The 22,119-nt window shown below is 42.4% G+C and carries 23 protein-coding genes and 2 pseudogenes; 14 read left to right on the forward strand and 11 right to left on the reverse strand.

The features are described 5' to 3' along the window. Positions 1–55 precede the first annotated feature (55 nt). A pseudogene (locus tag ACFFAP_RS20430) lies at positions 56–364 on the reverse strand (ISAs1 family transposase); the annotation flags it as partial. Positions 365–1,158: 794 nt separating this feature from the next. Between ACFFAP_RS20430 and ACFFAP_RS20435 the strand changes: the two are divergent. The 4 genes from ACFFAP_RS20435 (at position 1,159) to ACFFAP_RS20450 (ending at position 5,470) form a co-directional block, all read left to right on the forward strand. After that, a complete protein-coding gene (locus ACFFAP_RS20435) occupies positions 1,159–1,980 on the forward strand; it encodes a class I SAM-dependent methyltransferase (RefSeq protein WP_375512920.1) in 822 nt (273 codons plus the stop codon). 77 nt (positions 1,981–2,057) lie between these two features. Continuing rightward, positions 2,058–2,330: a hypothetical protein gene (locus ACFFAP_RS20440; protein WP_375512921.1), complete on the forward strand. Its 273-nt coding sequence runs from the start codon at positions 2,058–2,060 to the stop codon at positions 2,328–2,330. A 130-nt stretch (positions 2,331–2,460) separates the two neighbouring features. Further along, the gene (locus ACFFAP_RS20445; protein ID WP_375512922.1) at positions 2,461–3,162 is read left to right on the forward strand and encodes an SDR family NAD(P)-dependent oxidoreductase; all 702 of its coding nucleotides are present in this window, start codon (positions 2,461–2,463) and stop codon (positions 3,160–3,162) included. 91 nt (positions 3,163–3,253) lie between these two features. Continuing rightward, positions 3,254–5,470, forward strand: coding sequence for an AAA family ATPase (locus ACFFAP_RS20450; protein WP_375512923.1), 2,217 nt, complete (start codon positions 3,254–3,256; stop codon positions 5,468–5,470). A gap of 14 nt (positions 5,471–5,484) precedes the next feature. On the opposite strand, the gene ACFFAP_RS20455 is transcribed toward ACFFAP_RS20450, so the two are convergent. Further along, the gene (locus ACFFAP_RS20455; protein WP_375512924.1) at positions 5,485–5,718 is read right to left on the reverse strand and encodes a zinc ribbon domain-containing protein; all 234 of its coding nucleotides are present in this window, start codon (positions 5,716–5,718) and stop codon (positions 5,485–5,487) included. Here ACFFAP_RS20455 and ACFFAP_RS20460 point away from each other — a divergent pair. After that, a pseudogene (locus ACFFAP_RS20460) lies at positions 5,704–5,871 on the forward strand (site-specific integrase); the annotation flags it as partial. The gene ACFFAP_RS20455 and the pseudogene ACFFAP_RS20460 overlap by 15 nt on opposite strands. A 380-nt stretch (positions 5,872–6,251) precedes the next feature. Then, positions 6,252–6,467: a hypothetical protein gene (locus tag ACFFAP_RS20465; RefSeq protein WP_375512925.1), complete on the forward strand. Its 216-nt coding sequence runs from the start codon at positions 6,252–6,254 to the stop codon at positions 6,465–6,467. 109 nt (positions 6,468–6,576) lie between these two features. On the opposite strand, the gene ACFFAP_RS20470 is transcribed toward ACFFAP_RS20465, so the two are convergent. Continuing rightward, on the reverse strand, positions 6,577–7,020 hold the full coding sequence (locus ACFFAP_RS20470) for a hypothetical protein (RefSeq protein ID WP_375512926.1): 444 nt from the start codon (positions 7,018–7,020) through the stop codon (positions 6,577–6,579). Between the two features lie 841 nt (positions 7,021–7,861). On the opposite strand from ACFFAP_RS20470, the gene ACFFAP_RS20475 reads away from it, so the two are divergent. After that, positions 7,862–9,169 (forward strand): NF041680 family putative transposase, encoded by a 1,308-nt coding sequence (locus ACFFAP_RS20475; RefSeq protein WP_375512927.1) that lies wholly within the window; start codon positions 7,862–7,864, stop codon positions 9,167–9,169. 455 nt (positions 9,170–9,624) lie between these two features. Here ACFFAP_RS20475 and ACFFAP_RS20480 read toward each other — a convergent pair whose 3' ends face one another. After that, a complete protein-coding gene (locus tag ACFFAP_RS20480; RefSeq protein WP_375512928.1) occupies positions 9,625–10,563 on the reverse strand; it encodes a LysR substrate-binding domain-containing protein in 939 nt (312 codons plus the stop codon). 342 nt (positions 10,564–10,905) lie between these two features. Here ACFFAP_RS20480 and ACFFAP_RS20485 point away from each other — a divergent pair, with 342 nt between their 5' ends. From ACFFAP_RS20485 to ACFFAP_RS20505, 5 genes are all read left to right on the forward strand, one after another. Beyond that, on the forward strand, positions 10,906–11,304 hold the full coding sequence (locus tag ACFFAP_RS20485) for a hypothetical protein (protein ID WP_375512929.1): 399 nt from the start codon (positions 10,906–10,908) through the stop codon (positions 11,302–11,304). A 213-nt stretch (positions 11,305–11,517) separates the two neighbouring features. Further along, the gene (locus tag ACFFAP_RS20490) at positions 11,518–12,405 is read left to right on the forward strand and encodes an alpha/beta fold hydrolase (RefSeq protein ID WP_375512930.1); all 888 of its coding nucleotides are present in this window, start codon (positions 11,518–11,520) and stop codon (positions 12,403–12,405) included. Then, positions 12,402–13,484, forward strand: a complete 1,083-nt coding sequence (locus tag ACFFAP_RS20495) for a Gfo/Idh/MocA family protein (RefSeq protein ID WP_375512931.1) — start codon at positions 12,402–12,404, stop codon at positions 13,482–13,484. The genes ACFFAP_RS20490 and ACFFAP_RS20495 overlap by 4 nt, the downstream gene beginning before the upstream one ends. 902 nt (positions 13,485–14,386) lie before the next feature. Further along, the gene (locus ACFFAP_RS20500; protein ID WP_375512932.1) at positions 14,387–14,599 is read left to right on the forward strand and encodes a transposase; all 213 of its coding nucleotides are present in this window, start codon (positions 14,387–14,389) and stop codon (positions 14,597–14,599) included. Positions 14,600–14,689: 90 nt separating this feature from the next. Continuing rightward, positions 14,690–15,226: a transposase gene (locus tag ACFFAP_RS20505; RefSeq protein ID WP_375512933.1), complete on the forward strand. Its 537-nt coding sequence runs from the start codon at positions 14,690–14,692 to the stop codon at positions 15,224–15,226. On the opposite strand, the gene ACFFAP_RS20510 is transcribed toward ACFFAP_RS20505, so the two are convergent. The 4 genes from ACFFAP_RS20510 to ACFFAP_RS20525 all read right to left on the reverse strand — a co-directional run bounded on the left by ACFFAP_RS20510 (position 15,219) and on the right by ACFFAP_RS20525 (position 17,972). Beyond that, positions 15,219–15,473, reverse strand: coding sequence for a hypothetical protein (locus tag ACFFAP_RS20510; RefSeq protein WP_375512934.1), 255 nt, complete (start codon positions 15,471–15,473; stop codon positions 15,219–15,221). The two genes, ACFFAP_RS20505 and ACFFAP_RS20510, sit on opposite strands and share 8 nt — an antisense overlap. Positions 15,474–15,585: 112 nt before the next feature. Beyond that, positions 15,586–16,722, reverse strand: coding sequence for a ParB/RepB/Spo0J family partition protein (locus tag ACFFAP_RS20515; protein WP_375512935.1), 1,137 nt, complete (start codon positions 16,720–16,722; stop codon positions 15,586–15,588). Positions 16,723–16,724: 2 nt separating this feature from the next. Next, a complete protein-coding gene (locus ACFFAP_RS20520; protein ID WP_375512936.1) occupies positions 16,725–17,537 on the reverse strand; it encodes a ParA family protein in 813 nt (270 codons plus the stop codon). Between the two features lie 75 nt (positions 17,538–17,612). Then, on the reverse strand, positions 17,613–17,972 hold the full coding sequence (locus ACFFAP_RS20525; protein ID WP_375512937.1) for a hypothetical protein: 360 nt from the start codon (positions 17,970–17,972) through the stop codon (positions 17,613–17,615). Between the two features lie 287 nt (positions 17,973–18,259). Between ACFFAP_RS20525 and ACFFAP_RS20530 the strand changes: the two genes are divergently transcribed. Both ACFFAP_RS20530 and ACFFAP_RS20535 read left to right on the forward strand, forming a co-directional pair. Continuing rightward, positions 18,260–19,219, forward strand: a complete 960-nt coding sequence (locus ACFFAP_RS20530; protein ID WP_375512938.1) for a ParM/StbA family protein — start codon at positions 18,260–18,262, stop codon at positions 19,217–19,219. A gap of 5 nt (positions 19,220–19,224) precedes the next feature. Next, complete coding sequence (locus tag ACFFAP_RS20535) at positions 19,225–19,515, forward strand: hypothetical protein (protein WP_375512939.1); 291 nt, start codon at positions 19,225–19,227, stop codon at positions 19,513–19,515. Positions 19,516–19,795: 280 nt separating this feature from the next. On the opposite strand, the gene ACFFAP_RS20540 is transcribed toward ACFFAP_RS20535, so the two are convergent. From ACFFAP_RS20540 to ACFFAP_RS20550, 3 genes are all read right to left on the reverse strand, one after another. Next, positions 19,796–20,257, reverse strand: a complete 462-nt coding sequence (locus ACFFAP_RS20540; protein ID WP_375512940.1) for a hypothetical protein — start codon at positions 20,255–20,257, stop codon at positions 19,796–19,798. A 1,020-nt stretch (positions 20,258–21,277) separates the two neighbouring features. Beyond that, on the reverse strand, positions 21,278–21,469 hold the full coding sequence (locus ACFFAP_RS20545; RefSeq protein WP_375512941.1) for a hypothetical protein: 192 nt from the start codon (positions 21,467–21,469) through the stop codon (positions 21,278–21,280). A 76-nt stretch (positions 21,470–21,545) separates the two neighbouring features. Then, positions 21,546–21,986 (reverse strand): hypothetical protein, encoded by a 441-nt coding sequence (locus tag ACFFAP_RS20550; protein ID WP_375512942.1) that lies wholly within the window; start codon positions 21,984–21,986, stop codon positions 21,546–21,548. Positions 21,987–22,119: the final 133 nt, after the last annotated feature.

Consider the following 22,119-nt stretch of genomic DNA (forward strand, 5'->3'; position numbering starts at 1 on the left):
GCGAACATAATTTTTCTGTTTTTACCCTCTATTTTCCTTAACCGAGCAGTATTGCAATAGGGATTACTTGCGCTCCTATGATCTCAACTATTGATTCAACCCAACGTCTAAAACATTGCTCAAATACTTTTGGATTAATACGCTGAAAAACTCGCCGAAACGTATCCGCACAAGGGATACCTTCAGGTAATTTTAAAAACTGCTCCAACCACTCGTATTTACTTAAACCATAATTCTCCATGTCCTCCCATCCCTTGGCACCTGCGATGACTGATAGTATGGCAATGATTAAAATATCTGTTAATAAATGCACGCGATTTCTTTCTATGCGGGGGTCTTTTATTTCGTTAAAAATCGATTCCATCTTTTCTGTTAATGCTGCTGCGTTTGCTATGCTCAAAGTCTTTGAGCAGAAGTCACGAGGATTATTAGAAGAGTTGAAACCTGATTTCATGAGACTGACCCTGATGTAAAATAGACGCTTTACTTCTTAGCGTACTACTTAATATATTTAATACTCAAGTCCGATTTACTCTACATTTATTGCTCAAATATTCTGTATTTTTGGGTACGAAATTAAATGCGCTTACCCTGGCAGTAATTCCTGAATTAGATCAGTAGCGGGTCTTCTTGTTTTTGCACAGTCTTCTAACAATTTCTGTCTTTCTGTTGACGTGAGCAATACTCTTAGCCGTTTAACTGCCAATTTTTTATTGACTATTTAGTTTTTATACTGGCATATTACTGTTATCAGATAATAAGCAATAAACACTTATTGTTTGTACTCGCAGTGTTTTGAATGAGTAACAGTAATAGCTGATTGTGCTAAAAATTTTAGTGACAGGTGCAACTCGAAACGTCGGTCAAGAAGTTTTGAGCTTACTGCTGTTTTAGGTAAACCGATACGCTATAATCCTTCTGTGCTAAACTTTGTTCAACAAATGCGCTCCAAAAGGTTGTCAATAGACTTTCTTTTCGTAATGCTAGCAATCTACACTAGCGTTTGTTTAGGATTGGCAGGCAACATCACACCTGATACAGAGCAATTACTCAATCGTTCACCTCTAACCATACGGCAGTATATCGAGGACTATCGACAGTTCTGGTTATAAGTTAATGTAGTACATCTAATTGACTGGAATTTCTTCGTTTGTTACTATGTCATTAATTTCAAATTATATTAATCAGGTTTTCTTCAAATCACTATTTAGCTTATTAATTGGCAAGGATAAACTCAGATTTTATGAGACTATTGATTGGTCACAGTCAAGTGCTGGCTTCCATAAAACAGATTTCAACTACCCACTTTATTACAGCAGCCAAAACTTTCATGGTATTTCAGGCGGTTACTTAAATCCTGTGGCTGCTATCACCTACGACCCTGTAACAGCTTTGGCTTCTCCACCTCATGAAGCCTGGACTCGTCAACAGCTAATTTCCAATATTTTGGGTCAGCCACAAACTGTTCTTGATTTAGGCTGTGGTACTGGTTCTACAACGTTACTATTAAAGCAAGCTTTTCGTGGCGCAGTTGTCACTGGCTTAGATTTGTCCCCTTATATGCTAGTTTTGGCCAACTATAAAGCACAGCAACAACAGTTGAATATTCGCTGGTTACATGGTTTATCTGAGGACACTGGTTTTGAGACAGCTACTTTTGATTTGGTAACCGCCTCCTTTTTATTACACGAAACACCACCTCAAATTGCTCAATTAATTTTACAAGAATGCTTCCGTTTAGTTAAACCAGGAGGGCAATTAATTCTTCTAGATGGGAATCAAAAAAGGCTCTCTCATCTCCAATGGCTGATCGATATTTTTCAAGAACCTTATTCAAAATTGTATGCTGCTGGTAATTTAGATGTATGGATGAAGACTGCTGGATTTGAGCAAGTGCAAACAAAGCCTGTGGGCTGGCTCAATCAAGTGACACAAGGTATCAAGCCAAATAAATTCACTTTTTCCCGTGAAACCACGTAAATTTTTATTCTCAGCGATCGCTTGAATTGCTGGGATCTAATGTTGTACTCTGTTTTCAAAGTTCGATTGGCCAGCAGATGAACATAGGAATAATTGAGCCAAGAAATAGCGGGTTTTTAGAAGTGATGCCAGAGGGAGAAGGCAGCGACTATTGGCAGATTGCAGCTGTACACATCAATGGCCAAGTCTTCTGCCCTAGCCCTCGCCTTTATCGCAATCAGCAGGTGGCATTAGCGCAAGCTGCACAAATTTATGATTGGCTAGCTGACCACGAGCCACAAATTAGTGGTGGAGGTTGCTACATCTCTTCGTTGAAGCTAGCGCTGTGGCGTCAACCGAAAGTATCTTAGTTGCCCAATTTATCCAACTTTGGCTCGAAAAGAATTTTTTAAGCACCATCGCTGAATGTGGGTTGACAGTATTACCGATCATCAGACATAACAAAAATCCCACAAGTGAGGTGAGAAGGTAGAACATAAGATGGAATCCATACAAAAAAAACGGGCATTAGTTACTGGTGGGAACCGAGGGATTGGGTTTGCGATCGCTTATGGTCTATTAACAAAAGATTATGAAGTGATTATTACTTCACGCTCGTTTGATAACGCCAAACTTGCATCTGAGAAATTACAAACAAAAGTAATTCCCATCGAATTGGATGTCACTGATGATCGCTCTATTGATCAAGCAGTAAAAACCCTGCACCAAAAGATTGATCGCTTAGATGTTTTGATCAATAATGCCGGTGTGTATCCAGACAATGAATTTAATATTCTCACCATTGACCGAGAGTTACTTAATTCCACAATGAATGCCAACACCTTTGGCGCAATTCGGATGGTACAGGCATTTTTACCCCTGTTGGAAAAATCCCCCGATGCCAGAGTTGTCAATGCTTCAAGCGGATATGGAGCATTAGAAGACTTGTCGTGGAATGTCCCAAGTTACTGCCTATCAAAGTTAGCATTAAATGGCGCAACAATTATGCTGGCACAAGCTCTACAATCTAAAGGTATTGTTGTCAATTCCATTTGTCCGGGGTGGGTTAAAACAGATATGGGTGGGTCATCAGCACCGCGCACGCCAGAACTTGGAGCCGACACTGCAATTTGGCTAGCTACTGATGCTCCACACAATATAAGCGGTAAGTTTTTGCGAGACCGTAAAATAATTTCTTTTTAGATGTTAATTGTCGTTATATTTTTACCTTGAAAAAGCATACATACATCTTCTATGGCTTGAAAAACCCCACCTCCTCTCGACGTATTAAATAATGGATTTATTTGATCAGCATCTTGCAAAAATAACTGAAAAAGAAGCACCCCTAGCGGCTCGGATGCGTCCACGGACACTTGATGAATTTATTGGTCAAGAGCATATTATCGGGCAAGGAAGGCTATTGCGGCGTGCTATTAGTTTGGATCAACTGTCTTCCTTAATCTTTTCTGGGCCACCAGGGACTGGAAAGACTACTCTAGCCCGTGTTATTGCCAACACCACCCGCGCTCACTTCATCACTATCAATGCTGTACTCTCAGGAGTTAAAGAAATTCGAGTCGCAATTGAAATAGCCCAACAACAGCGCAAGTTTCATAATCAACGAACTATTCTTTTTGTCGATGAAGTCCATCGTTTTAACAAGTCTCAGCAAGATGCACTATTGCCTTGGGTAGAGAATGGTACAATTATTCTCATTGGTGCTACCACCGAAAATCCTTTTTTTGAGGTCAATAAGGCACTTGTCAGCCGTTCGCGGATTTTTCAACTTCAGCAATTAACTGATAAAGATTTATACAAAATTGTTGAGCAAACACTAGCTGATTCGGAACGCGGTTATGGCAACTTAACAGTACAAATTGATACAGATGCTTTAGCTCATCTAGTTAATGTTGCTAACGGTGACGCTCGTTCATTATTGAATGCTTTGCAACTGGCTGTAGAGACTACACCCCCCGATGCTACAGGTGTTATTCATATCCCCCTAGCAGTGGCAGAAGAATCAATTCAGCAACGTGCTGTTTTATACGACAAAGAAGGGGATGCCCATTTTGATACCATTAGTGCTTTTATTAAGAGCTTACGAGGTTCTGACCCAGATGCAGCACTGTACTGGCTAGCCAAAATGGTTTATGCAGGTGAAGACCCGCGTTTCATTTTCCGTCGGATGTTAATTCTTGCCAGTGAAGATATCGGATTAGCTGACCCACAAGCAGTTGTCGTTACAAATGCTTGTGCCGAAGCCTTTGATCGCGTGGGAATGCCGGAAGGACGTTATCATTTGGCGCAGGCAGTACTTTATTTAGCGACTGCACCAAAGTCCAATAGCATTATGGGCTTTTTTGATGCTTTAGCGGCGGTAGAAAATGAAAATGTTGCTTCCATTCCCACTCATCTTAAAGATGCCAATCGGGATAAAAAAGGTTTTGGACATGGAGTGGGTTATCTCTATCCTCACGCTTATCGAGATCATTGGGTAGAACAGCAATATTTACCCAAGAGCTTGCAAGGTCAATTGTTTTATCAACCATCAACCCAAGGTTATGAAAACCAAATCGCAACACAAGTAGCACGTCGTCGAGAAGCTCAACTTGCTGCAATAGTAGAAGGTATTGGTGTTGCACCATTGGAAGTCATGACTTATGGAACTGTTGACCGAGCAGATGAGCGCTGGTTGCAACGCACACTTTCTCAAGTAAGTACACAATTAGCATCTGTGCGCGAGCGCATTTTCACTTTTGCTCAATTACAACGTCATCACTTAGTATTGGATCTAAATGCTGCCACTGGTTTACTTACTTGGGAAGCAATCCGGCAAGTTCCTGAAGGTGGGGTTTATGCCTGTGTCCCCAATCGCTCTGATGCCAATGCTTTAAATGAACTTGCTGCGGCACTTCCTGAAACAATGCGACCAATAGTTTTTACTGCATCTGTTGCACAGATACCTGCGATGCTGGCATCTCTTGCAGCAAATGTACAGTTTGACTCTATTATCGGGCGCAATGTACTAGCCTCCCAACCGGATAAGGGACTTGCTGCTCAAATTTTAGGTCAATTGATCCCGCACTCAGTCAAGCTTATTTTAGCTGAGATAGTACCTCGTCATACCCAAAGGTTTTACCACTTACTGCCCAGCCAAAATCTCGATACTCAATTGTATGAGCGATTAATTTTAGCGGAAGAAGCTATTTATACAGATGCCTCTGACCCCATGCTTAACTGGGATGCTGATGATTTGCGTCACGCTTTTGCCTCAAATGGACATTACGTACAAGTGGTTCTTGAACAGTATTTGACACCAATGCACATCTCTTCTCATTTTATCAAGCGTTTATTTACTGCTAATCCTAATCGACCAAGCTATGCAGATCGTCTGGCTGCAAATTTGACCAGTGAGGAAATAGACATTATTAAAAGTTTATTTACTCGTTACTTACTCAACCAATCCGTTAATTGGTCAAGCACTGTGGCATTTTTAAATATTAGCAAATGAACATTTTCTGGCTATCAAGTCACACCAGAATTAACAGACTCCTTATAGGGAAAACCACAGTAAGGACAGAAGCGGAATTTCACCGACGTAATCGGTTCCTTACACCTGGCACAACTATTACGTAACCCAGTTCCGCACAGAAAACAGAACTTGGAGCGTGGCGACAACCAAATATCTTCAAGTGTTGTTCCAGGCTGCCAACAGTGGGGACAAAATTTGAGAACATCTGTTGCAATGACCTCCGCCATACATTTGCGACTGAGCCGGTGGGACTTATGACGATTGAGGAGCTACGGGCGCTAATGGGGCATGAAAATATCCAAACTACCTTACGCTATCAGAAAATTACATCTTCACGGGCAGAATCAGTAGCTAAGTCAGCTTTAAATACTGGAGTTTAGACTAAAATCGATATGAGAGAACGCAAATCAAATGGAATTACAGAGTAAAAATATTCTCAGGTCAGCCTGAAAGCAGCCGCGATCTTTCAAAATTATGTAGTATATATCTGTAAGAATGAAGTTACAATAATGATAATCATAAAAAGGGTAGGAGAGAAAGGAGCGACGCTTTTATCTCTCCTACCGCCCTTATTAGATTATCATTATCATTAAGTTGAGACTAAATGGGGAATGAGCAAAAAAAGGGAGTGTGATTGAACACAGTCCCCTTTTGGCAGAAGCTGAGAAATGAACCACCATTACTCACCTGCCAACAGCATCCATTGATACTCACGCCCCTGATCTAAGTCAAAAACGAGAATAGACAGCTTAAGCAGAAAATGCCCGTAGCTGATACTTCTAAATTACCCTGTGCTGCGATTAGCTATATCCAGCATGATTTGGCTAAAAGTATTGGAATTTTACAATCTGCTATTCCGCTAAAAGCTAATGCTGGTGGTGCGATCAAGTTGAAGATAAGAGAAGCGTTAGAAGTATTGGTAAAAATAATCTGTCAACCGTTAATCTCTGATGTTGCCTATTTACCGATCGCATAAAACTAGATAAAGGTAGACCTGGATGAAAATACCTTAGGTCAGAGAGGGTTCAACGATATTTAGTGTCTCTTTTGGAATTTAACCCATTTTATATTTTTAAAACATTCTTTTAACATATTTTGTGTCCTCCGTTATCAATACACCCTCCTCTATCAACATCTGTTACGAATCGATAATTATGTTGATCTTCCCCACCGTTAACTCGCTTTTTGGTTAGAACAATACCAACTTCATTACATAGTTGAAACAAACCTATATATCCTTGTGGAATCTCGCCACTCTCTTTTGGATAATAATCAACTTGCCGCCAAATAACTTTTTTTATGTTGAAATCTGGAACGTAAGCTGGGCTCCCAGGGTAAAGCTGTATATCAGATACTCCACTCCTTACGTCTACAAGATTCAGTGGTTCATTACCGCATCCATTAGATATAGATGTATCGTGTAAATAAATTGTATTTACTCCGTATGCATAAGCAGATTGTTTAAAAGCCCCTACTAGTATAGTAAGAGTTAATCCTATGACAACGACAAAACGAAAAAACTTGTTCATACAAACAAATGTTTTTTTAGACTGACTTATTTACTTACGAAAGTTATTATTACATCAAGTGAGCAGTATCTGTCAAGCTGATAATCAGTCAATAAATTTTTAAATAAATCTCATCTACGTAAAAACCGTTTCCCTTATGTAAAACCTGTTCAATATTTACAAAAGTTTACTTGATACTCTTTAAGCCGATATAACCCAATACAATTCAATTAAAGCTTACAATTGAGAATATTCTCAATTATTAAACGTGATATTAGGCTTTTCAGCATTATAACAGTTCAAATTTTTCGTTAACTGAACCATATTAACTCTGGTTAATCAGCTTAGATAGTTGACTGAATTTAGTACCGCCCTCAACATTCCAAAGTAGTTTAATAATTTTAGTTTTGGAACGTCCTTCAGATTTTAACTTGCGTGCGATCGCTAACTTTTCTTCATCGCTATAATCAGCAATTGAGGGTGCTTTAAAATCTACTTCAATCGCTTCAATACTAGCTATAGCAGCACTTTTAGCGGTTTTTGCACTATTTGTTTTCTCTGTTACAGGAAGTGTAGAGGAAGGAACAAGTAAGTTATTCGTTGCTAATTGAATCAGGGTTCAACATTGAATTAGTACTGGCTTAACTTACTGGGAAATAACTACTGATCCAGAAACCATGCCGGAAAATTCTACCTCCTTCGTGATGACGAATCTGCAAGGTAATCTCAAGAAAATCTTAGGTGACTTATATCTGGAGTTTAGACTAAATCAGTCATGTTCAAGAAAAAAAGGAGGTCTGATTAAATACAGCCCCCTAGTAGCAGAAACTGAGAGAAGTGCTACCAACTCTCACCTGCTAATATGAAACGTGCCAAATTAGAAGAATTCCGTCAAGCCGCGTACAAACATTTAGGTAGAGCTAAAGATGCTACGTTTGAATTGACAGATGCCATATTGCTGACCCGAAATATTTATTGCCTAGCAGACTTGTCCTTATCACCAGTATTTAGACGCAAGTGGGCAAGCATCTATGAAGCATTACAAGATAGCAGGCCACAGCGACAGAAATTAATGCAGCTATATATAAAACAGATACCAACGGAGGAGCGACCTCTATTGGCAGGCGACCATACTAACTGGTCACGCCCAGATGCAGTAAAGTTGCAAGAGAGAACTTATGAGCATAGCGGTACATCCCTAGCGGGAAATAAACCAATAACCGTGGGACTTGGATATAGCACAATTGCCTGGATACCAGAAAGTGAAGGGAGTTGGGCATTACCTTTAAGACATGAACGAATCACAAGTGGGGAAAGTCCAATCGGAAAAGCAATTTGGCAACTAAAACAGGTGTGTAAATATTTGCCCTCCAGACCGATTTCCGTTTGGGATAGTGAATATGGTTGTGCGCCTTTTGTATTAAAAGCTGCCAATATTCCGGCGGATATTCTAGTCCGGTTGCGTTCAAATTTATGTTTATGGGGTGAACCTGGAGCCTATTCTGGGAAGGGGCGACCCAAAAAGCATGGTAATAAATTTAAACTCAATGAACCCACAACATGGGGTGAAACGACATTGGTCTTGGAAGTGAATGACCCAAAATTAGGAAGTGTGCGTGTTAGCTTATGGAAAGATTTACACTTCCGTAAAGCGGCTACACACCCAATATTACTCATCAGGGTTGAACGTCTCGATGAGCAAGGCAATGAACGAGTATCCAAACCTTTATGGTTAGCTTGGGTAGGAGAAGAAATGCCGTCGCTAGAGGAAGTTTGGTGTCTTTATTTGCGTCGCTTTACTATTGACCATTGGTATCGCTTTTTAAAGCAACGTCTACATTGGACTGTGCCAAAGTTTGGTACCCCTAAACAAAGTGAGCGTTGGAGTGACTTAATGCCTCTCATGACTTGGGAGTTGTGGTTAGCTCGTGATATCGTTACTGACAATCCTCTACCTTGGCAGAAGTCCCACGGTAATTTGACCCCTGGACGAGTCGCTCAAGCTATGGGAGGAGTTTTTGCAGCGATTGGTACTCCGACCTCTGCACCCAAACCTCGCGGAAAGTCCCCTGGTTGGCAACCAGGAAAAAAGCGTCACCGTAAAAACCGATGCCCCATTGTTAAAAAAACAATAACACCACCACCTAAAGAACCATCAATTGCTGTTTAATATTCAAGATTATTCATAATTTCACTACGTCTGTGATTAACTCAGCCCTGCTGAGTCGTTTTGCATGGCTTAGTCTAAACTCCAGTTAAATAACTTAGTCAATAATATATAACTTGTTTTTTCATTATGTGTAGCGATCGCTTGGAAAAGTATTGCAAATTTTAAGTTATAACATAGTATTAGTTATACTCCTTATTAAAGGAGTGAAGGATGATCAAACAAAAATCATAAAGTCTGCATTTTTACAAGAATATTTACAAAACTTTGTATTTATTCCCCGTTCCTGTTGGTGAATTCAAAATTAAATCAGGCGATCGCTCTTAAACATTGGGTATACCCCACACACATCGGTTTGAAACTAAACGCAGCAACAGGTCTACGTCAATGTCCTCCGTTGCTTGGACAAATTTGGCGTTACCATAGCCTCGGTCATAAGCAGCAAGCGGTCTGAATTGTTACGGGACATGGCATTGTGTGTCAGTTTCTGTAACATTGTCCCAATCAGGCGTAGGGCGAAATCGCTCGACTAAAAAATCTACAAAAACTTGGGTTTTGGAAGGAGTGTATTGCCCTACGCCTGACACTGCAAAAATATCAGTTGTAGGGACTTTCCAATCATCAAGCACTGTTTTCAATCGTCCAGTTCTGAGCGGATCTCCGGCAATATATGTTGCCAACAGCGCAATCCCGCAACCTCCTAACACCGCTTGATACAAAGCTTCTGCATTATCAGCCCTGAGCTTACCTTTAACGGGTACAGCAATCCGTTGGTTTTGGCGCGACAAGTGCCATATATCTCCGGTAGCAAGTCGCGAGAAGTTTAAACAACTGTGCTGTTCTAACTCCTTTGGTGTTTGAGGCGAACCATACTTTTGCAGATAGGTAGGTGAAGCGCATAAAACGCGGCGATTGGGAGCTAACCGACGCACAACCAGTTGGGAATCTTGTAACTGACCGATGCGAATGGCAACATCAATCGATTCCTCTAGTACATCCACGAATCGATCCGTGAAAGATAGATCGAGATTGATCTGGGGGTAACGATCAAGAAATTCAGGTAGGACAGGCGCAATCTGCCGCTGTCCAAAAACCACAGGTAGCGTTACCCGCAGCAACCCACGCGGCTCTGCACTCAAGTGTGAGACGAGCGCATCCGCTTGGTCTAATTTTGCCAACACTTCTTGAGAGTGAGATAAATACAAAATTCCAGCTTCTGTAAGTCTCACCCGTCGCGTGTTGCGGTTGAACAAACGCACGCCTAATCGCTTTTCTAAGCGTCGGATGCGGCGACTCAATGCTGATGGATCGATTTGTAAACTATCCGCCGCTTCCACAAAGCTCAACTTTTGAGCCACAACTACAAAACTCCGAATCAATTCAAATCGATCGTCCATCTACGCGATCACTCCCTATGTTGAGTGCCAAAACTAAGGTAACTTATGCATTAATGTATTGCATAAGTTACCGATTATTGATTTTGTCGCAACGATTATACTGAATACAGGTAGCTAATTTCCGGCAAATTGGTTTTCAAAAGGGTATTTTCATGAAAGCGATCGCGCCAGACGAGCATCATTGGCACGGTGCTGCCCCTGAGCAGGTCTTCATCCATAACGAGCGACACTGGACGGCAAGCAGGCGGTCTGGCTCGATCCCGTGACGGATGCGGAATACGAGCAGATGCCTGGGTGATTCAACCCGGATGCCGACAGAAACCATCAACAACAAAAAGAAGTATGACTGAAACTATGACTAGACTGGAGGAATTTCCTCAATGGGTGATGGCGATTTGCGACGCGATTGATACACTGGACTTTGCCAGTGCCTTTGACAAGTTCACCCCAGATGCCGAACTGATTTTTGGCACTGAAATTTTACGCGGTGCCGAGGAGATGAAGAAGTTTTTTTTCAAGATTGACTCGCCGCTCAGTAGTAAGCATGAGATTTTTGAAGTGTGGTCGGGTAGTGGTCGAATTTATGTTCGCGGTCAGGCGGATCTCATCAAAAAAGCGCCGCCTAATCAACAGTTCATCGGCCCATTTCAATGGATGTTCTACGAAGACCCGGACGACAATAACCTGCTGCGGATGTGGCGCGTCACCGCCGGACCTGTAAAGACTGACGCAGTTGTTTAGGCGTTTAGAACGGAAAACAGCATCTCCTTCTCCATCTCTTTGCGAAGCTAACTTTTAACAAACTTTGGGGGTTTAAGTCCCCTGCCGGCAGGACGGCAGCGCCTTTTGTATCGGGGTCTAAATCCCCGTCACAAAACGTCATTGCGTTAGCGCAGCGTTAGCGACGTAGGAGCGTCATGGGCGAAAAAGCGAATTGGTTTAATCAGGTGATTTATGGCAAACGTCGAAGCAGAAGGTTCGCCGTTGACTCAGCACAGGGTTGAGGTCAACGGTATACGCTTATACTACAAAATGGCTGGCTCAGGTGAGCCGATAGTACTGCTGCATGGCTTTCCAGAGACCTCCCATGCTTGGCGGAAGATTATTCCTGCTCTGTCCGCTCATTTTACCGTGATCGCCCCCGACTTGCGTGGATGCGGCAATTCGGACAGACCGGATGGAGGCTACGACAAGCGCACGATTGCCGAGGATGTCCATTATCTCGTCCGGCATCTGGAACTGGGACCGATCAATCTAGTCGGTCACGACGTGGGCATGATGGTTGCCTATACCTACGCTGCCGCCTACCCAACGGAGGTTCGGCGGCTGGTGCTGATGGAGGCGGCACTTCCTGGTCTAGGACTAGAGGAACTGTACGACGCGGACAAGTATCCCCGGATGTATCATTTACCTCTGTTTGAAGCGCCGAACGGATTAGCGGAGGCGCTGATCGTCGGTCGAGAGAGGATGTTTGTCGAGCATTTCATGCTCCAGCAGTCATATGACCCGACCGGGCTAGATGAAGAGGCGCTAGAGGAGTATGCCCGCTGTCTGGCGGCACCGGGGGCGCTCAAGGGTGGCATCAGCTATTTCCGGAGCCATAAGATCGATGCCGAACACAATCGCGAGAACGCCAAGACCAAGCTGCCCATGCCCGTGTTGACGGTCGGTGGAACGGCGAGCTTCGGGGCTAACCTCGAAGGGCAGATCCGCCCGCTCGTCCAGCGGATGCGGGCTGTCATGGTCGAAAATTGTGGTCACTACCTCGCCGAGGAACGACCAGACCGTGTCATCGAAGAACTGCTGCGGTTCTTTAACGAAACAACGGAGATAATATCATGACAAAATCATTGCGGATTGGAATCATTGGTGCCAGCGCTGATCGCGGGTGGGCGAAAGAGTCGCATGTTTTTGCAGTCCAGAAGCTGGCGGGATTAGAGTTAGCGGCTGTAGCAACAAGCAGACAGTCAACGGCTGATGCTGCCGCAAAAGCCTTCGGTGCCTTGGCTGCCTATGGCAAAGCAGATGACCTGATCCGAGATCCAGACGTTGACCTCGTGGCGGTTTGCATCAGGGTTCCTAATCACCGTGAACTGGTCTTGAGTGCTATTGCCGCAGGCAAGCACGTTTACTGCGAGTGGCCGCTGGGTCGCAACATTGCCGAAGCCGAGGAAATGGCCGCTGCCGCTGACGCTGCAAAAGTCCACGCAGCGATCGGGCTTCAGACGCGGATGAACCCCGCCGCGCATCGCGCACGCGATCTGATTACCTCCGGTGCGATCGGGCGTTTGCTCAGCGCACGGATTTACTCCGGCACCGGCGCTTTCAGTCCGAGAGTCGCGGCGGCGGATTCCTATCTGGAGAACGCCGAGAACGGTGCCACCCTCGTAACTATCCACGGTGGCCATGCGCTTGATCTGGCTCGCGCAGTGCTTGGCCAGTTTGAAGACGTGACGGCGCTGACCACGACCCAGTACCCCGAAATCCAGGTCGGCGACGATTCGACGCCGCAGGTGCGATTAATCCCCGATCACCTTCTCGTGCAGGCACATCTTGCTGGTAGCGGGGCGCTGTCGATTGAGGTGGCGGGGGGTCGTCCGCCTGAAAAGACACCGTTCTGCCTGGAGGTGAGCGGTGAGAACGGTGAAGTTGCGCTAGATGGCGGCGCACTCAGAGGCTTCCAGTCCGGTCGCCTGCGCCTTTGGCTCAATGGCGAAGCGCAGTCCGTGGATGAGGGCGAAGTTGCTTCGATGCCGGACACGGCTACCAACGTCGCAGGAGTTTATGCAGCCCTTCGCGATGACATTCTCCAGGGAACCTCGACTGTCCCCGACTTCCATCATGCAGTGCGCCTAACGCGGCTGCTCGAGGATGTGATGTCGTCAGCACGAACCGGAACTCGAAAGTTGGTCGCGGACTGACCAGAGCAATAGTGAGCATAGGAGTCGTCGCAACTGGGTTCAAAGACGATGCCTGAACCTGTCGCTTTGATAACGAACAAAGATGAATGGCACTCTTGTAAAGCTCTAAGCTATGCGCGATGAATACTACAGCTTTTAAAGCTCTTGAACGAATGGCACTAAGATATCGGCAAATCCATTATTCATAAGGCTTTTAGGTGTGGGGCGTGGGGTGTAGTGACGTTCGCGCCAGCGTTGCTCCCGCAAAGGAGTTTATTAATGTTCGCACTTATTTTTAATTTTCTTTGTTTTCTCCTACACCCGACACCCTAAACCTGCAACCCTGTCCTGACGAGGTTTCACGTTTTCTTAGTGCCATTCGCTCTTGAACAGTGTCGGGATGGGTCTAGCAACTCAAGTTGATAAAATTTACCTTACTGCATGTAATCAATATCGTTGCAAACAGCGTCGTCATCACTTTCACTCCCGGTTTGCTCAAAAGCCTATTTTTTCCAGCAGGCTTTGTACAATTACCATATAGCTATCGTAAAGAGTGCTTAATCAATATCGTTGCAAACAGCGTCGTCATCACTTTCACTCCCGGTTTGCTCAAAAGCCTATTTTTTCCAGCAGGCTTTGTACAATTACCATATAGCTATCGTAAAGAGTGCTTGTTTCTTCTAATCAGCACCAAACATGGATCGATAGCTTTTTTGTCGATTGCCTCAACTTAAAAGTAACCGTTCACACTCCCCCCCACCTTTTAACGAGAAATCAAGGGTTTCGTTGATTTTGCTGGTATCTTCAAACAACAAGTCATCCTGCTATGTCTTTGCCACTCCTATAGAACCCATTTGATATCTTTTAGACGAGCAAGTAGAATCAACAGAAATTAGGTGCATTGAAGCAGTTTAGGGTTGAAAATGGGGTATTCAAGCGATTTGACAGACAAAGAGTGGGAAATAGTTGAGCCATTATTGCCGACTAAAAAGAAAACTAGACCCCCTCTGTGGACAAAGCGGCAAATTCTTGACGGTGTATTTTATCAACTTAAGAATGGTTGCAATTGGGCTGACTTACCTAAAGATTTCCCACCCTATTCGACTGTATTCTGGCACTACAAGCATTGGTGTTAGGAGGGTATCCTTGATAATATTATGACCAATTTGCACGGCAGGGTGCGTGAACAAGTAAAAAAAAACCACAGTGGACGACCCTAATCATGATTGACTTCCCTTGCAGTAAAAAACACTTGTAATGCCAGCGTTGAGTCCAAAGGGTTTTGTTTTTACAAGGCAACAAATGGGATCAAAAGACATCTAGCAGTTGATATACTGGGCTTCCCCTTCTTTACGCATTGCACCAAAGCCAGCATTTCTGATGACCTTGGGTTAATTGAGATGCTCTCAATTAACATTGATTATTTCAAATCCAAACCAATTGAGCTACCTAAGATTACAATCCTCATAGATCACGGCTATCATCCTGAGAAACTTACCCAAGCGTTAGAACAGATTTATCCTCAAATCATGAGCAAAATCCAATTTGAACTTTCAGCCAAGCCATCGAAAGCCGAAAAAGAAGCTAATGGGAAATCTGGATTTGTGCCTGTTGCCGCTAGATGGGTAATTGAGAGGTCAAACGCTTGGGTGGAGCGGTGTAAAAGTTTAGTCAAAAATTTTGACCGAACACTCGCTTGTGCCAATGCCAAGCTCAAGCTTTGTTTTATCAGATTGATGCTCAAAAGACTAGCTGCTAGCTAGCTAAAAAAGATATCAAATGGGTTCTATAAATCATAGCTCTGGGCTTCCGTTTACTGAGAGGAACTACTGATTTCTTGGGTGGTTGGGGAGGGCGGCATTTCTCGCAATATAGAGGTCGAACCCCAAAAGTTTCTCGTTGTGTGGGTTGTTCGCACTTTACACATACAAAGTTGAAAACGCGGGTGTGAATTTCCCGCTTATGCGCTCTGACGGTGTACTCTCGGACATCAATTGTTTTGCTGGGCATCGGCTTTGTAATGGGTCTTCTATTTATAAGGATAATTTCTAGACATGAATATATTCGTCTATCTAAGTACTAAAACAGTGAGAATTAGTCAATAGAGGTTAGTGACCGATCTTTAATTTTGTTTTAGTACTTTTTCAATTTCTACTAGTTTGTGACGTAAGACTTCCTGTAATTCTATTAATTCAACAGGGTTAGCTTGCTTGAGCGACTCTAAAGAGAGTTGTTGCAAACGACGAGATGCTTGGGATACTGCTTTTTTCTTAGTATTTTTGATTACTGCAAGCTCGGACTGAGATGCTATCACTTCAGCTACTAATTTTCGAGTAGCAATAATAGACAACTTTTCTACTATTACTTTGTGCGTGGTTTCTTCCCTAATAGATTTTGCTTTTTGTTCAGTCAATCCCAAATCTTTGGCGGAAAGTTTTTGTAGAGCCATTGCATGAACACCTTTAAGTCCTGCTCTTATAGCAAGTTTTAGGTCTTCTGCTAAAGATAGCATCGGAAAAATATTGGCATCGATAGAAGCAGGATTTAGCTGTAAGTCTAACAGTAGACTTAAGATTGCTCGTTCGGAATCGCTTAAATCTAAAGACTCTAGTTCTTTTTTTTGTTTTTTTACATCTGCTGTTATTAAATCCACCAGCGATGTTATACGCTTTTGACCATTCAAACGTCGTACCACTGTTGAAAGAATACGCGGAATATCTTGAAGTTCTAATCCAGTATTTGTAGACAATTCACGCGCGATCGCCTCTGCTTTATCCAAAGGATTAAGGTCTTCTCGATGTAGAGAAGTTAGTAGTGCTTTCCGATGTAAACTAGCCGGTTCTGGAATAATAACTGCTGACAAGGTTTGCCAACCTAAAGCTTTAGCACTGCGCCAGCGTCGCTCTCCGTCAAATATTAATAGATGATTCTCCCTTTGAATCAGAATAACTGGTTGTAATTGTCCATCATTAGCTAAAGAGCGAGACATAGATTCAATACTTTCAGTTAAAAATGTTTGTCTAGGTTGTTCTATATTTGGCTCTATTTGCTCAATAGAAATTGACGAAATACCTGATTGTGACTGAAGTTGTGTTCGCAACTCTTCCAATTGTCTTTCCAACTCGCCAGAATTTTTGTCACGTAGTTCTTCAATCTCTGCTCTCAATTGCTGTATTTCTTCTTCCGCTTCAGATAATTGCTGAGATTGCTTCGCACCTGAAAAATAATTTGTCAGATTAGGAGTGTTACGAGCGCTCATAATTATTTTGTCTTTTTAGTTGTCTTAGGTTTTCCAATTAAAGTCACAATATGAGAAGTAGTTTCTTTAAAATCATCCTTAGCAGGATGACTAGGACGGTAAATATGCAGTGGTAAACCTTGACCACTGGCATTGACAAATTCTGCGCTATCCCGGATTGCTGGAAATGCTCGAATCTTCATCTCTTGTAACTGTTCAGGTAATCCTGCCAGCATCTGTCTATGAGTACTTCTACGAACATCATATTGATTGGGAACAAATCCTAAAATTTCTGGAGTTGGGTTTAAACGTAAGTATTTGCAATGATAGTAGTACCATTCCAATAAATGTGCTGCTCCTTGAATTGATTTTGGTTCTAGCTGTACGGGGATAATAATATGTGTACAAGCCGCTAGAGCCATTAAAGGTAAAGGACCAAGGGTAGCTGGGCAATTAAAAATAATTACGTCGTGTGCTAGTGGATGATCCGTTAAACAGTCTGCTAAAAGGTAAGCTCCTCTTTTATGTAGCACAAGTTCATCTGCTGTTTGGGTTAATACCATTCCCCCTTGACATACAACAACATTCTTGGTGTACTGGCTCCAGCAAGGAGTTAATGGCCAAACACCGTCAAATTTATCTTTGAGAACTCCTGCTAAAGTCTGTTCTGGCTCTGGTGGATTCAAGCCACAGAATAACGTTAATGAGCCTTGTGGGTCGAGGTCTAGTAGGGCTACATTGTACTTGCGTTTTGCTAGGTCGTAAGCTAAATGAACTGAAAGCGTAGTCTTACCACTGCCCCCAGCGTTGCTAATCACAGCTAGTCGAATTTGCATGGTTTCACTTTGAGTGCTATTTCCGAATCATATATTGTGACGCCGAGATCATATATCAATATATGATCCAACGAATTATATGAGCCAACTAATTACTTGTCCTTCTTTTTGTGTCTTCCATTCAAGATAGTTTATTAAAGAAGGTTTTAGTGCAGGCATCATGAAATCTACCAAGTAATCACCCAAGCCACAACAATCAAAGCCCAACCACCTATTTTGCTGATCAAATGCCAGCATAGAACTTACTTCTCTTGCATAGAAAATCTCAAGTCTCAAGCAATAGCCTCTCGAAACGACCGATTTATCGTAGGTAAATTCCAAGTCAATCAAGACTTTGGCTAAACATTTAATGAGTGCTAATTTGATCACAAAGACATTGACACTAGAGTATAAATCATACAGTGAATCATCGAAGTTAATTTCTGCTGCGTTCATAAAAAAACTTCAAAAAATATTATTGGGGGCTATTTGGGGGCTATATGTACCCCAATTGTTCTTTAGAACCTTGACGAGAATTTAACCCCTATATAGGGTATATATAGGTGCTGCTTAGGGTATACTTGAGTGCCTGAGTCTTTGTACCCCACTTAGCCCCCAAAGAGTTATGATAAGCTCTTAAGGCTGGAGAAAAAAGAGGTAGTCATTTTATTCTTCTCTCCTCTGCTCCCCCAGTTCACCTGAACAAATAAATTTCTTACTCGAACCGTATTACCTTTCTTGCTATGTCAAACATTCACACCTTGCAAAAAATTTTTCCTGCTGGCTTTGATAACGGTTACGGAAGCTTAAAACTTTTAGTCGATGGCTTTGAAGTTGTTCGTGTCCCCAGCTATATTTCCACTAACGACATGGAAGATGTGCCAGGGCGTGTAGTTTTTAACGGTAGTGCTTATACAGTTGGAGAGTCTGCTTACCGGACAGGGAATTATTTTGACCGGAATACCGATAATAATGAAAACAAAGTCAACAACGCATTATTGACTTTATTGGGTGCATTGGCACATCTACCACACCGTAAGGCTTGGCACTTAAAATTAGTCGTCAGTTTACATGATGTTGCTCTGGCTAATGAACTACAAAAAGTACTAAATGGGGAATATCAGCCGATACTTGCTGGCAAACAATCAGACGTGAAAGTAGAAGTGCTGAAAGTTGTACTAGAGGGTATGGGTGCATTGTTTGGGCATCCACTACCCAAAAAATTAACCATTTTAGACTTTGGCAATGGTACGACCCTGTATTCTCGTTACAACCGGGGTCAGCGAGAAGTTCACACTGCTTACCCCATCGGTGTAGAAGTTCTCATCGATGATATCTCCCAAAAAATGAAACATTTAAATGGCGGAAAAATCGGAGACCCATCCAAAATCCGATTTTGTTTGGAAATGGGGCATACCAGATACAGCCGTGACATCGATATCAAAGATATATACAGTGCTTCTTTAAAAGATTGGTATGAAAAATACTTGAAGAAAGTAGTGAATCTCACGCTTGATGCCAAACACCAAGGGGATGAAATCTGGGCTATAGGTGGAGGCTGTCTGTTACCAGGATTTAAAAAGTTGTTAGAGAAGAACGGTTTCAAGATTCTCGACAATCCAGTGGAAGCTAATGTCTTTGGGCTTTTAGAAATGGCAAAAACTATTATTGGCAAGAATTCACCAACTACATCTCTTAAGTGATCGCAATGGCAGACAAACTTGACTTAACCCCAGAAAAAGTTCGGATCAAAGATAGCTACCGAGAGCGGATATTTGCCGAATCACAGCAACTAGGCAAGAGTTACCTGGAGACGCTCTACTTTATCATCGATTGCTATTTTGCTTTTAGGAAGGGTGCATTTCCCACACAACAAGTAGCTTTCACGCCAATTAATAGTGAAGATAACAAACTCACCTCTTGGAGTTCAGCTCAAATTACAGAGGAGGAAGAAGAAGATTCTGATGGTGAAACATTCAGTCTTGACTTTGATTTGTAACCGTCAGAGGAAGTTGGCAACGATGAAGAAGGGGAAGAACGCCTGTGCCATTCCATCAGTGAGAGCTAATTCATCAGCGAAGCGATCGCTTACGGTCGTTCATGTCAGCACAAAGTTATTCTTGCTCCTCCTCCTCGTCATATTCATAATCTGCATATAGCGGTTCTCGCTTGGATGCAGTACAGTTTTGACCTCACTTCCATTCCTCACTTCCTTTAAGGCGAGAGGCTTTGAATTTTGCTCCCCAACGCTAGCTCTTAAGGGGCTGTTATTGTCATATTTAACTGCTGGAGATGTTTATTTTACAACTAGGATCAGAAGCGAAGCTTTTATCAAAAATGAAGTTAGCAGAGATAGATCCACCACCTCGTGAATAGCTACCACCCAAGTAATTCCATTGATTATTTTGGATGCCTGTACTGGTATAGAATCTTTTAATGGGTAAGGTTCCTCCGTCAGAATAACCAACATTCGCGCTATTACCGCCGCGATTACTTCCCTTGTTAATTTTATAGGAGACTTCTAGTATTGAACCTATTCTTCCATTTAGACCTTGATTGTAATCGAGTCGAATTGTACCTGTAAAACCTCCTTTACTACATGAATACTCACGAGTAACAGCAGCATTAGCAGTAGCTGGAGTTAAAGCAATGCTACTGCAAGCAACAGCCATTGCCGCAGTACCAAAAACAAAACGGTTTGTGACCTTTCTAATTTGATGAGCAGTCAAAGTATTAATCATTTCAGGCTTCCTTTTTAATTCAGTTAGTACTTTGTCTTGAGAAAATTCAAATCAATAAATCCCAAAAATTGTCAACGCTAATTCGTCCCTCTACAAGAATGACTAGCTTAAAAACCTTGCTTCATATATGATTGATTTTAGCTGTGTTCTAGCAGATTTGAGGTCAAAAAATATTACAAATTTGGCTAGGATTAGAGATGTCTAAACATAACCCCCAAAGGACGGAGTATAAATAATCGAAGCCGAAGTTGTCTGCGCGTTAACACTCTGAGCATTTATAATTTCGGTTATAAAACAAGCCAGAGATGCGGAAATGAGAGATGCGGAAAATGCGGCTTTGACTAAGCTTCGGATCTTCATGACACTCAATTTAACTTCTACCAATCACTCGGCTTAAAAAATAGAAGTTTTACGCAAAACTCTCTATATCCTGACAAAACTTAATTAATTGCCTATGGAATCAGCGAAAGGGGGATGTAGGCAATGCTAGCAGGGGTAGTAAGAGGATGATTATTGTCAGCGATGCCTGCGGCGGCAAGTTACGCTCGTAGTCACGCCAAAATTTTAAATTGGGGCTTTGGGGTTTTGGTAGTCACGATGATTAATATCTATTTATATAGAGGTCGTGACTACGGTATCAGATTTTGATACAAAATGGGGCTATTTTCCGTGGTTACTAGCAATTATTGTATAAAAATCAGCATTGACAAACCAGTACACAAATAAAGTGGTTGCCCGTAGTCACGCCAAGAATTGAGATTGGAGATTTAGGGTTTTTGGTAGTCATGGTCTAGTAGTCATAGTCTAGTAGTCATAGTCTAGTAGTCATGATGATTAATATCTATTTATATAGAGAACGTGACTACGGTATCAGATTTTGATACAAAATGTGGTGATCCTCAGTGCGGACTAGCAATTAATGTATAAAGCCCAGCATCGATTTAAGTAGTAGAAAATTGAAGTAGCGGCGCGATCGCAAAGAGACGCGGCAGCGCCGCCGTCGGGGTAGCAGCGTAGCTGCTAGTCAAGTCCAGCACGCCAAGAATGCCAGCCAATACAATAACCGCGCTGACGATTTGGTGCGATAGACATTGCACTGGAACAGATAGAAGCCGCGATCATCGAAATTATGCCAGAAAAAACTAACAAAGCATAACTCTTGAGGCGATAACGTACCTCCCAATACTGCTCGGTTAAGCCTCTCTTGGGCATTATAGACAACACCCAATCAATCGCCCCACGTTGTTCTCCTTTTCTATTGGCTTAAAAAGGCTATTTTAGGATAAATCTATCTTTGTAAGTCTATTTGTTGTGTTTGAGATTTAGCTAATATTTTATCAATTTGAGTATTAACATCCTCAAAAGTTTGCAATATCTGTGGAGTTAGTTTATTAGTCTGCACTCTCCCTGATTGCAAGTTGAAAATTACCTCCCCATTTTTCTGCGAAATACTTAAATCTCTCTGCTGGGTACTAAAGGTTATATCATAAATTTTTCCCAAAACTTGAGTACCATTTTCATTAGACTTACCCCAGACCATGCCAATCCTTTGAGCAATTTGAGTCAACCGACTGATGGCTTCAAGCTCAAATGTATCTTTATTCATTACTGTCAACGCTTCGGCTGATAATTGCTCACCAGCTTTCAACCCATTTGCCACTTCTACAATGCGTTTTTTGTAATTCTCCGATTTCCCTAACTTATCTGCGGCATTGTACCAATTTCTCAAGTCATCAATAGTAACTGCTGGGCGATTCTCTACACTTTGAGATTCGGTTTTTACACTATTAGTAATATTTGGTGTGTGAGAGGAATGGCACTAAGAAAAGCTCTAAGCTATACGAAATAAGGGCTACAGCTTT

Source organism: uncultured Nostoc sp. (assembly GCF_964245575.1).
Taxonomy (GTDB): Bacteria; Cyanobacteriota; Cyanobacteriia; order Cyanobacteriales; family Nostocaceae; genus Nostoc.

Bases quoted from the DNA above. Each gene is read 5' to 3' on its own strand.
- ACFFAP_RS20435 (WP_375512920.1), top strand. From the start codon at position 1,159: ATGTCATTAATTTCAAATTATATTAATCAGGTTTTCTTCAAATCACTA.
- ACFFAP_RS20440 (WP_375512921.1), top strand. From the start codon at position 2,058: ATGAACATAGGAATAATTGAGCCAAGAAATAGCGGGTTTTTAGAAGTG.
- ACFFAP_RS20445 (WP_375512922.1), top strand. From the start codon at position 2,461: ATGGAATCCATACAAAAAAAACGGGCATTAGTTACTGGTGGGAACCGA.
- ACFFAP_RS20450 (WP_375512923.1), top strand. From the start codon at position 3,254: ATGGATTTATTTGATCAGCATCTTGCAAAAATAACTGAAAAAGAAGCA.
- ACFFAP_RS20455 (WP_375512924.1), bottom strand. From the start codon at position 5,718: ATGGCGGAGGTCATTGCAACAGATGTTCTCAAATTTTGTCCCCACTGT.
- ACFFAP_RS20465 (WP_375512925.1), top strand. From the start codon at position 6,252: ATGCCCGTAGCTGATACTTCTAAATTACCCTGTGCTGCGATTAGCTAT.
- ACFFAP_RS20470 (WP_375512926.1), bottom strand. From the start codon at position 7,020: ATGAACAAGTTTTTTCGTTTTGTCGTTGTCATAGGATTAACTCTTACT.
- ACFFAP_RS20475 (WP_375512927.1), top strand. From the start codon at position 7,862: ATGAAACGTGCCAAATTAGAAGAATTCCGTCAAGCCGCGTACAAACAT.
- ACFFAP_RS20480 (WP_375512928.1), bottom strand. From the start codon at position 10,563: ATGGACGATCGATTTGAATTGATTCGGAGTTTTGTAGTTGTGGCTCAA.
- ACFFAP_RS20485 (WP_375512929.1), top strand. From the start codon at position 10,906: ATGACTGAAACTATGACTAGACTGGAGGAATTTCCTCAATGGGTGATG.
- ACFFAP_RS20490 (WP_375512930.1), top strand. From the start codon at position 11,518: ATGGCAAACGTCGAAGCAGAAGGTTCGCCGTTGACTCAGCACAGGGTT.
- ACFFAP_RS20495 (WP_375512931.1), top strand. From the start codon at position 12,402: ATGACAAAATCATTGCGGATTGGAATCATTGGTGCCAGCGCTGATCGC.
- ACFFAP_RS20500 (WP_375512932.1), top strand. From the start codon at position 14,387: ATGGGGTATTCAAGCGATTTGACAGACAAAGAGTGGGAAATAGTTGAG.
- ACFFAP_RS20510 (WP_375512934.1), bottom strand. From the start codon at position 15,473: ATGCCCAGCAAAACAATTGATGTCCGAGAGTACACCGTCAGAGCGCAT.
- ACFFAP_RS20515 (WP_375512935.1), bottom strand. From the start codon at position 16,722: ATGAGCGCTCGTAACACTCCTAATCTGACAAATTATTTTTCAGGTGCG.
- ACFFAP_RS20520 (WP_375512936.1), bottom strand. From the start codon at position 17,537: ATGCAAATTCGACTAGCTGTGATTAGCAACGCTGGGGGCAGTGGTAAG.
- ACFFAP_RS20525 (WP_375512937.1), bottom strand. From the start codon at position 17,972: ATGAACGCAGCAGAAATTAACTTCGATGATTCACTGTATGATTTATAC.
- ACFFAP_RS20530 (WP_375512938.1), top strand. From the start codon at position 18,260: ATGTCAAACATTCACACCTTGCAAAAAATTTTTCCTGCTGGCTTTGAT.
- ACFFAP_RS20535 (WP_375512939.1), top strand. From the start codon at position 19,225: ATGGCAGACAAACTTGACTTAACCCCAGAAAAAGTTCGGATCAAAGAT.
- ACFFAP_RS20540 (WP_375512940.1), bottom strand. From the start codon at position 20,257: ATGATTAATACTTTGACTGCTCATCAAATTAGAAAGGTCACAAACCGT.
- ACFFAP_RS20545 (WP_375512941.1), bottom strand. From the start codon at position 21,469: ATGCCCAAGAGAGGCTTAACCGAGCAGTATTGGGAGGTACGTTATCGC.